The sequence below is a fragment of the Neoroseomonas rubea genome (genome assembly GCF_016106015.1).
GTDB classification, from domain to species: Bacteria; Pseudomonadota; Alphaproteobacteria; order Acetobacterales; family Acetobacteraceae; genus Neoroseomonas; species Neoroseomonas rubea.
Genome location: NZ_JACADQ010000165.1, coordinates 1 through 8,650, shown reverse-complemented (window position 1 = coordinate 8,650; position 8,650 = coordinate 1). Strand labels below are relative to the sequence as shown.

Below are 8,650 nucleotides of genomic sequence, written 5' to 3'. Positions count from 1 at the left end.
CGCCTGCGGGGCGGGCGTCACCGCCGGGCGCGCGGGCTGCGCCTGGGTCGTCGCGCCGCTGGTGGCGGCGGGGCTGGCCTGGCTGCCGCCGGCGGCGGTGCCCTGGGCGAAGCCGGGAACGGCGATCAAGGCGATGCCGGCGGCGAGAAAGGCGGTGCGGGAGATCTGGCGCATCTGGTCCTCCTGTGTTGGTCCGAGCGCAGGAGGAAGATTGCCCACCGGCCCTGGCGGCCGAAGGGCGCCGCCGAGGTCCTTTCGCGGCGATCGCGTCGAAGCGGCGGCAGGCGTGGCGAGGCCGTGGCGGGCGTGGCGGCGGCGTGGCGCGCGGGGCGGAACGAAGGCGGGCGCTACAGCCCCGCATCCTCCGGCACCAGCACGCGCCCCTGCTCGTCCACCCGTGCCGGCACCGCTTCGAGCGATTCGCCGTAGCAGGGGCCGGAGGTGCAGAACCCGTCCTCGATCCGGAAGCGCGCGCCATGCGTCGAGCACAGGATCATCTGCTTCTTCGCGTCCAGGAAGCGGTCGGGCACCGGGTCCAGCGGCACGCCGATATGCGGGCAGGAATTCACATAGACCCAAACCCGCGCGCCGCGGCGCACGGCGAACAGCCCGGTGAAGGCACCCGGCGCGCCGGAAAAGCCCTTCGAACCGCCATCCGGGATGTCGTCCAGCGCGCAGAGCACGCGTTCGGCGGCCGTGGTCCTCACTTGCCCTTCCACCCGCCCATCTTCGCGATCAGGCGCCAATGCTCGGCCGAGACCGGCATCACGGACAGCCGCGACATGCGGACCAGGGCGATCTCGGCCAGTGCCGGCTCCGCCTTGATGGCGGCGAGCGTGACCGGCTTCGGCATCGGCCCGACCGCCTTCATGTCGACGCAGACCCAGGGCGTGCCGGGTTCGGCGGAGGGGTCGGGATAGGCTTCCCGCGCCACCTCCACCACGCCGACCACCTCCTTGCCGATGTTCGAATGGTAGAAGAAGGCGCGGTCGCCCTTCTTCATGGCCATCAGGTTGGCCTTAGCCATGTGGTTGCGCACGCCGGTCCAGGGCTCGACCCCGTTCGCCACCTGCTGGTCCCAGGAAAAGGCGTCGGGCTCGGACTTCACCAGCCAGAAGGAAGGCTTCCCCGTCATTCGGCCTTCGCTCCGTCCTTGAACACGATGCGGTAGGGGTGGATGGACACGCGGGCGAAGCAGCCGGCCTTGGCGAAGGGGTCGCCCTCGGTCAGCGCGTCCACGGCCGCGCGGTCCGGCGCCTCGATCACGCGCACCGAGCCGATCGAATTGCCATCCGCATCCATGATCGGGCCGGCGATCACCAGCATATCCCGGTGTTGCTCCAGCCAGTCGAGATGCGCCGCGCGCACGGCCCGGCGCGTCGCGGCCATGCCGGGCCGGTCCTCGATCGTGACGGCGAAGAGCATGCCGGTCCCCCCTGGCGTTCCCCGCCTTGCAGGTAACGCCGGGCGGCCGCGCCATCAATGGGGCGGCAGCGGGCCTAGACCACCTTCTCGACGATGGTCTGCGGCACCGGGACGGTGGCGGCGAAGGAGGGCCGGGCCTCGAGCCGCGCGCTCATCGCCGCGAGGCCGGGATACAGCGCCGGCCAGTCGAACTCCGCGAAGCGCACCGCCAGGTAGCGCAGCGCCGTGCCGGCCGCGATGTCGGCCAGGCCGAACCGCCCGCCCACCATGAACCCGTCCGTCGCCCGTTCCGCCAGCGCGCGCACACCACCTTCCACCTTGCGGCGCTGGCGGGCCATCCATTCGGCGCTGGGGGCTTCGCGCATCCGCTCGAAGAACAACAGCACCACGGCGTCGCAGATGCCGTCCGCGATCACCTCCGCCTGGCGCGCCTCCAGCACCTCCTCCGCCGTGTCGGGCAGGAGGCGGGGCGCGGGGTGCTTCACCTCCAGCCATTCCAGGATGAAGCGGCTTTCGTAGATGCCGCTGCCGTCCGGCAGGACCAGCACCGGCAGCTTCTCGAGTGGATTGTAGGCCGGCGTCGCAGTGGTGCCGTGCCAGGGCACCTCCGTTCGCAGGGTGAAGGGGATGCCCTTCTCGATCAGCGCGATCCGCACCTTGCGGGCATAGGGGGATGGGGTCGCGCTGATCAGCTCGTACATGCCGTGGGAGACTACTGGATGTAGGCGCCGGTCGCGCGCACGACGTCGCCCCAGGCCTGGCGTTCCCGCCGCTGCAGCGCGGCCAGTTCATCGGGCGTGGTCGGCTCGGGCACCGCGCCCTGCTGGCGGACCACCTCGACGAAGGCGGGGGCCCGCATCGCCTCCCGCACCGCGGCGTTGAGACGCTCGACGACCGCGGGCGGCGTCCGCGCAGGGGCGTAGATCGCTTTCCACAGGCCGGAGGTCAGGTCCACGCCCATGTCCTTGACCATCGGCGCGCCGGGAATGATGTCGAGCGGCCGCTGCGCGATCACCGCCACCACCCGCGTCCGCCCGTCGCGCGTGAGCGACTCGGCACCCCCGGCCGGCAGCGCCATGCAGTCGAGCTGGCTCGCCATGATCGCCTGCATCGCGGGCGCCTGGCTGGTGAAGGGCACGTGCAGCATCTCCACCCCACGGGCGCGGAGGATGCGCTCCATCGCCAGGTGCGACGTGCTGGCCACGCCCCAGGAGCCGAAGCTCAGCCCGCCCGGCGCGGCGCGCGCCGCGGCGATCAGCCCCTCGAAATCCCGGATGCCCGGCTTGGACGGGCCGACCGCGACGGCAAAGGGGAAATGCGCGATCAGGCTGATCGGCGCGAAATCCCGGTCCGGATCGTACAATTGCGTGCGGTAGGCGGTGGGGATGATCGCCTGGGTGTCGACGATGCCCATCCACAGCGTGTGCCCATCCGCCGGCGCGCGGGCGGCCGCCGCGGCGCCCACCCCGCCCCCGGCGCCGGGCCGGTTCTCGACCACCACAGGCTGGCCGAGCAGCGGCGTCAGCGCCTGCGCCATGGCACGGCTGACAATGTCGTTCAGGCCACCCGGCGCATAGCCGGAGATGATCCGGACCGTCCGTTCCGGAAAGGCAAGCGCGGGACGCGCGACAAGCGTGGCGGCAGCGGCGCCGAGCAAGGCGCGGCGGGAGATCATTCGCATCGGTTACCCCTGGCTTGGCGGCCGGCGCTTCCCTTCCCCGACCGTGAAAGCGATGCCACGCCGCGTCAAGCCAGGAAGGTTCGTGTGACGGAACGCAACGGTGCCTGTCCGCCCGCTTCAACAATGGCGAGTGTTATCCTAGGTTGGCGGCGTGGATGGACGCCTGACCGCCGGCCCCGGAGCCACCGCCGACCGGCCGAACGCCGGAGGGCGGAGCCTCCACCGTTTCGCCAACCCCGGCCGCTTCCTGCGGGCGACCGGGCGGCTCATGCCGCTCCTATGGGCCGCCGCGCTGCTCGTGCTGGGCGCCGGGCTCGTCTGGGGGCTGGTCCTCTCCCCGGCCGACTGGCAGCAGGGCGAGACGGTCCGGATCATGTACGTCCATGTCCCGATGGCCTGGCTCGCCATGGGCGGATACACGGGCCTCGCGGTGCTGTCGGTGATGTCGCTGATCTGGCGGCACCCGCTTGCGGACCTCACGGCGAAGGAGCTGTCGCCCGTCGGCGCCGCGGCGACCGCGCTTTGCCTTGCCACCGGCAGCCTCTGGGGCAAGCCCATGTGGGGCACCTGGTGGGTGTGGGATGCGCGGCTGACCTCGGTCCTGGTGCTGTTCTTCCTCTGGATCGGCCATGCCGCGCTGATCCGCGCCTTCGACGACCCGGAGCGCGGCGCGAAGGCGGGCGCGATCCTCGCGCTGATCGGCATCGTCAACGTGCCGATCGTTAAGTTCAGCGTCGACTGGTGGAACACGCTGCACCAGCCGGCGAGCGTGACGCGCTTCGACACGCCCGGGATGCATGTGGACATCCTTTATCCGCTGCTGACCTGTGCGCTCGGCTTCTCGCTGCTGTTCGGCGCGGTGGTGCTGGCGCGGACCCGCGCCGCGGTGATGGAACGGCGTGTGCGCGCCCTGCAGCTCGCCCGCGCAAGGCGGGAGGAAGGGGCACCGGCATGACCCTGCACTGGTGGCACATCACGGCATCCTACGGGCTGACGCTGGTCGTGTTCGGGGCGCTCGCCGTCGGCGCCGCTCTGCGCCACCGCGAGGCGAAGCGGCTGCTGGCGCAACTCGACCCGCGGGCCGAACGGCCATGAGGATCGAACACGCCTCCGCCGCCGCCATCACCATCGGCGCGCGGCCCAGCTGCGCGCCGGGAGCGCAAAGCGCGACCGCGCCCGGACCGTCAGCCGCCCCCGGCGCACCAGCGCACGGCGCGAAGGCAAGGCGGCCGGATGGCCACCGCCCGCCGTCTGAGGGCACAAAGAAATGACCCGCAAGAAACGCCGCCTGATGGTGCTGCTTCTGGCCGGACTCGGCCTCGGCACCGCGACGGCGCTTACGCTGACCGCCTTCCAGGACAACCTGGTGTTCTTCTTCTCGCCATCCGACGTGCTGGCGAACCCACCGACATCGGACCGCGCCTTCCGCCTCGGGGGGCTCGTCGAAGCCGGTTCGGTCGAACGCGGCACCGGCGCGGATGGCCGGCCCGCCGCGACCTTCCGCGTGACGGACGGCGCCAACGCCATCCCCGTCACCTATTCCGGCGTGCTGCCCGACCTGTTCCGCGAAGGACAGGGCGTCGTCACCCTCGGCCGCCTGCTGCCGGACGGGAAGTTCCGCGCGACCGAAGTCCTCGCGCGCCACGACGAAACCTACATGCCGCCCGAAGTCGCCGACGCGCTGCGCCGCGCCGGCCACTGGAACCCGGCCCAGGGCGCCCCGCCACCCGCCGAGACCTGGAATACCGCCCCTCGCGCACGCGAAGGACGGAGCGGGGGATGATGCGGGTGGTCTCCGGCGGTGGGTTCGACCAGGGGGCGCTGCCCCCTGGACCCCAGCCGGGGAGGCTACGGCCTCCCCGGACCCTGCGTCGTTTCGGGTGGGGCGAGGGAGCGGCATGGCACGCCATGTGGGCCGGTCACGCGCGTGAGCCCCTCCCTCGCCACACCCCCATGAAATTGAGGGTCCGGGAGGCTTCTGCCTCCCGGCGGGGGGTCCGGGGGGCTGGCCCCCCGTCCACCCGCAGCCCAGGGAGCCACCCCGCATGATCCCCGAACTCGGCCATTTCGCGCTCGCGCTGGCCTGTGTCCTGGCGCTGGTGCAGTCGGTGGTGCCGGTCGTCGGCGCCGCACGGCGGGATGTGCGCTGGATGGGCACGGCGGGGCCGCTCGCCGCGGGGCAACTCGTCGCGGTCGCTGTCGCCTTCGGCTGCCTGCTGTGGGCCTTCGCGGTCAACGACACGACGGTCTCGAACGTTGTCGCCAACAGCCATTCGGCCAAGCCGATGATCTACAAGCTGAGTGGCGCCTGGGGGAACCATGAGGGCTCGATGGTCCTCTGGGTCCTGATCCTCGCGCTGTGCGGCGGCTCGGTGGCGGCCTTCGGCCGTGACCTGCCAACGGCACTGAAGGCGCGGGTGATCGGCGTGCTGGGCTGGGTCGCGGCGGGCTTCCTGCTGTTCATCATCTTCACCTCCAACCCCTTCGACCGGATTTGGCCGCCGCCGCCGGACGGGCAGGGGCTGAACCCGGTGCTGCAGGACATCGGCCTCGCGCTGCATCCGCCCATGCTCTACCTCGGCTATGTCGGCTATGCGGTGACCTTCGCCTTCGCGGTCGCGGCGCTGCTCGAAGGCCGCGTGGACGCAGCCTGGGGGCGCTGGGTGCGGCCCTGGTCGCTGGTTGCCTGGTCGTTCCTGACACTCGGCATCTCGCTTGGCTCCTGGTGGGCCTATTACGAGCTCGGCTGGGGCGGCTACTGGTTCTGGGATCCGGTCGAGAATGCCTCGCTGCTGCCCTGGCTGGTGGGTACGGCGCTGCTGCATTCGGCGATCGTCGTCGAAAAGCGCGACGCGCTGAAGATCTGGACCGTGCTGCTGGCGATCATGGCCTTCGCGATGAGCCTGCTCGGCACCTTCCTCGTCCGCTCGGGCGTGCTGAACAGCGTGCACGCCTTCGCCAACGACCCGACGCGCGGGGCCGTCATCCTCGCGCTGCTGATGATCTACGTGGCCGGGGCCTTCGCCTTGTTCGCCTGGCGCGCGCCGCGGCTCGCACCCACGGGCATCTTCGCGCCGGTCTCGCGCGAAGGGGCGCTGGTGGTGAACAACCTGCTGCTGTGCTCGATCGCGGCGGTGGTGCTGGCCGGCACGCTGTGGCCGATGTTCGCGGACATCCTGACGGGGGCGAAGATCTCCGTCGGGCCGCCCTTCTTCAACATGGCGACGGCGCCGCTCGCCATCCCGCTCGTTCTCGCGATGCCGATCGGCGCCATGCTGCCCTGGAAGCGCGGCGACGTGTGGGGGGCGATGCAGCGACTCTGGTGGGCCGCCTGCCTCTCACTCGGCATCGGGTTCCTCTATCTCGCCGCGCTCGGCTACCCGGTGTGGCCGGCGATCGGGATGGCGCTCGCCGCCTGGCTGATCATCGGCGCGGCGGCGGACATCGCCGACCGGGTCGCGCTGTTCCGCCGCCCGGCGCAGGCCTGGCAGCGGGCGAAGGGCCTGCCGCGCGCCGCCTGGGGTGCCGCCGTCGCGCATGCGGGGATGGGCGTGACGATCGCGGGCGTCGCCGGCATGGGCGTGGCAACCGATACGCTCGTCGCGCTCAAGCCCGGGGAAAGCGCGCGGCTCGCCGGCTACGAATGGCGGCTCGAACACATAACGGACGTGCAGGGGCCGAACTTCACCGCCCGCCGCGCCGTCGTGACCGTCATGCGCGACGGCGCGACCGTGACCGTGCTCTCCCCCGAACGCCGGACCTTCCAGGTGGACCGGCAGACGACGACGGAAGCCGCCATCCACACCAACGCGATGCGCGACCTCTATGCCGTGCTCGGCGAAGAACGCGACGGCGCCGGCGTACTCCGCCTGCACAACAATCCGCTGGCGCCCTGGATCTGGTTCGGCTCGATCATCATGGCGCTCGGCGGAGGGCTGTCGCTGTCCGACCGGCGCATGCGCGTCGCCGCACCCGCGCCCAAGGGCGCGACGGCCCCGGCATGAGCGACACCGCCGCCCCCCCGCCGCGCCGCCGGCGCTGGATGCTCTACGCGCCGCTTGGCCTTGCCGCCGCGGCCGGCGCTGGCTTCTGGGTGATGCTACGGGGGCTGCAGACCGGGGAGTACGACCCGCGCGGCGTGCCGTCAGCCCTGCTCGGCCGGGCCCCGCCGGAGTTCAGCCTGCCGCCGGTCGAACCCGCGAACCTGCCGGCGCTGTCCAGCGCCGACCTGCGCGGCCCCCTGCCCTCGCCCATCGTGGTGAACTTCTGGGCGTCCTGGTGCGTGCCCTGCATCGTCGAACACCCACAGCTGATGCGCCTCTCGCGCGAAGGCGTCCCCGTCTTCGGCGTGAACTACAAGGACCGGCCGGCCGATGGCGCCGCCTTCCTGCAACGCCACGGCAACCCCTTCGCGAAGCTCGGCCGGGACGAACCTGGCCGCGTCGCCATCGACTGGGGGGTCTACGGCGTGCCGGAAACCTACCTGCTCGACCGACAGGGCCTGATCCGCTGGCGCTTCGCCGGACCGATCACGCCCGAAATCCTCGAACGCGACCTCAGGCCGCTGCTGCGGAGGCATGCGTGAGCGCGTGTGTCGCGCGGCCCCGAGAGGGGCGCGGCCCCTCTCCGGACCTCTCCCCGCCAGAGGCCGAAAGGCCTCTGGACACCGTTCGATGGGCGGCTCGAGGGAGGGGCATGGCATGCCCGCCGGGCCCGAAGGTGGCGCGGCGCCCCTCCCTCCAACCGCCCATGTATCGTGTTCCGAGGGCCTTTCGGCCCTCGGCGGGAGGGGTTCCGGGGAGGGCGGCGCCCTCCCCACGCCGCGCGCGACACATGCTCGCAATGCTACCGCTGCTACTGGCCCTGGCCGTGCCCGCGCTCGCCGCCGTGGGCCGGCCCGAGGATCGCCTGGCCGATCCGCTGCTCGAATCCCGCGCGCAGGAGATCGGGCGCGAATTGCGCTGCATGGTCTGCCAGAACCAGTCGATCGAGGACAGCGATGCGGAGTTGGCGCGCGATCTGCGGCGCATCGTGCGGGAGCGTGTCGCGGCGGGCGAGGACCGGACCGCAGTGATGCGCTTCGTCCATGATCGCTATGGCGACTTCGTGCTGCTGCGCCCGCCGCTCAATCCGGTGACGGCGGCCTTGTGGGCCATGCCCTTCATCGCGCTGGGCGGGGGCCTTTTCGTGATCATCACGCGCCGCCGGCGCGCAGTGGCAGAGGTCGCGCCGCTGAGCGAGGCCGAGCGGCGACGGCTCGCGGAACTGGAGCGTGGCGGCGGCGCATGACAGCCTGGATTCCGCTGATCCTTCTCGCCCTCGCGGCGTTGCTTCCGCTCGCCGCCGCGGTGCTGCGACCGCGGGCAGCGCTGGGCCGCCGCGAGGCCGACATCGCGCTGTTCCGCGCACAGCTCGCCGAGCTCGACCGTGAGCGAGAAGTCGGCCGGCTGGACGAGGCCGGCCACCGCGCCGCGCGCGTCGAGGTGCAGCGCCGTCTGATCGCCGCCGCCGACCAGGCGGAGGAAGCCGCGGCGCCGCGCCGCG

The 8,650-nt window shown here is 72.0% G+C and carries 12 protein-coding genes; 7 read left to right on the top strand and 5 right to left on the bottom strand.

All coding sequences use genetic code 11. From position 1 onward, the window contains the following. Positions 1-347: 347 nt before the first annotated feature. The 5 genes from HW577_RS15295 to HW577_RS15275 form a co-directional block, all read right to left on the bottom strand. The gene (locus HW577_RS15295) at positions 348-707 is read right to left on the bottom strand and encodes a Rieske (2Fe-2S) protein (RefSeq protein ID WP_198377019.1); all 360 of its coding nucleotides are present in this window, start codon (positions 705-707) and stop codon (positions 348-350) included. Beyond that, entirely contained in the window at positions 704-1,135 is a 432-nt protein-coding gene (locus HW577_RS15290; protein ID WP_198377018.1) for an EVE domain-containing protein, read from the bottom strand. Before HW577_RS15290 ends, HW577_RS15295 begins: the two co-directional genes overlap by 4 nt. Further along, positions 1,132-1,425 carry a YciI family protein gene (locus HW577_RS15285; RefSeq protein WP_198377017.1) on the bottom strand — a complete coding sequence of 98 codons (294 nt, stop codon included), beginning with the start codon at positions 1,423-1,425 and terminating at the stop codon, positions 1,132-1,134. The genes HW577_RS15290 and HW577_RS15285 overlap by 4 nt, the downstream gene beginning before the upstream one ends. Positions 1,426-1,499: 74 nt before the next feature. Then, positions 1,500-2,126 (bottom strand): glutathione S-transferase family protein, encoded by a 627-nt coding sequence (locus HW577_RS15280; protein ID WP_198377016.1) that lies wholly within the window; start codon positions 2,124-2,126, stop codon positions 1,500-1,502. Between the two features lie 11 nt (positions 2,127-2,137). Next, positions 2,138-3,106, bottom strand: a complete 969-nt coding sequence (locus HW577_RS15275; protein ID WP_198377015.1) for a Bug family tripartite tricarboxylate transporter substrate binding protein — start codon at positions 3,104-3,106, stop codon at positions 2,138-2,140. A 163-nt stretch (positions 3,107-3,269) separates the two neighbouring features. Here HW577_RS15275 and HW577_RS15270 point away from each other — a divergent pair, with 163 nt between their 5' ends. The 7 genes from HW577_RS15270 to ccmI all read left to right on the top strand — a co-directional run. Further along, positions 3,270-4,061 (top strand): heme ABC transporter permease, encoded by a 792-nt coding sequence (locus HW577_RS15270; protein ID WP_232474964.1) that lies wholly within the window; start codon positions 3,270-3,272, stop codon positions 4,059-4,061. Continuing rightward, the gene (ccmD, locus tag HW577_RS15265) at positions 4,058-4,201 is read left to right on the top strand and encodes a heme exporter protein CcmD (RefSeq protein WP_198377013.1); all 144 of its coding nucleotides are present in this window, start codon (positions 4,058-4,060) and stop codon (positions 4,199-4,201) included. Before HW577_RS15270 ends, ccmD begins: the two co-directional genes overlap by 4 nt. Positions 4,202-4,373: 172 nt before the next feature. After that, positions 4,374-4,889 (top strand): cytochrome c maturation protein CcmE, encoded by a 516-nt coding sequence (gene ccmE / locus HW577_RS15260; protein WP_198377012.1) that lies wholly within the window; start codon positions 4,374-4,376, stop codon positions 4,887-4,889. Between the two features lie 262 nt (positions 4,890-5,151). After that, positions 5,152-7,110 carry a heme lyase CcmF/NrfE family subunit gene (locus tag HW577_RS15255; RefSeq protein WP_198377011.1) on the top strand — a complete coding sequence of 653 codons (1,959 nt, stop codon included), beginning with the start codon at positions 5,152-5,154 and terminating at the stop codon, positions 7,108-7,110. After that, positions 7,107-7,691, top strand: a complete 585-nt coding sequence (locus HW577_RS15250; protein WP_198377010.1) for a DsbE family thiol:disulfide interchange protein — start codon at positions 7,107-7,109, stop codon at positions 7,689-7,691. The genes HW577_RS15255 and HW577_RS15250 overlap by 4 nt, the downstream gene beginning before the upstream one ends. A 248-nt stretch (positions 7,692-7,939) precedes the next feature. After that, positions 7,940-8,395, top strand: a complete 456-nt coding sequence (locus HW577_RS15245; protein WP_198377009.1) for a cytochrome c-type biogenesis protein — start codon at positions 7,940-7,942, stop codon at positions 8,393-8,395. Then, on the top strand, positions 8,392-8,650 hold a 259-nt coding region (gene ccmI, locus HW577_RS15240; RefSeq protein ID WP_198377008.1), incomplete at its 3' end, for a c-type cytochrome biogenesis protein CcmI. The genes HW577_RS15245 and ccmI, both read left to right, overlap by 4 nt.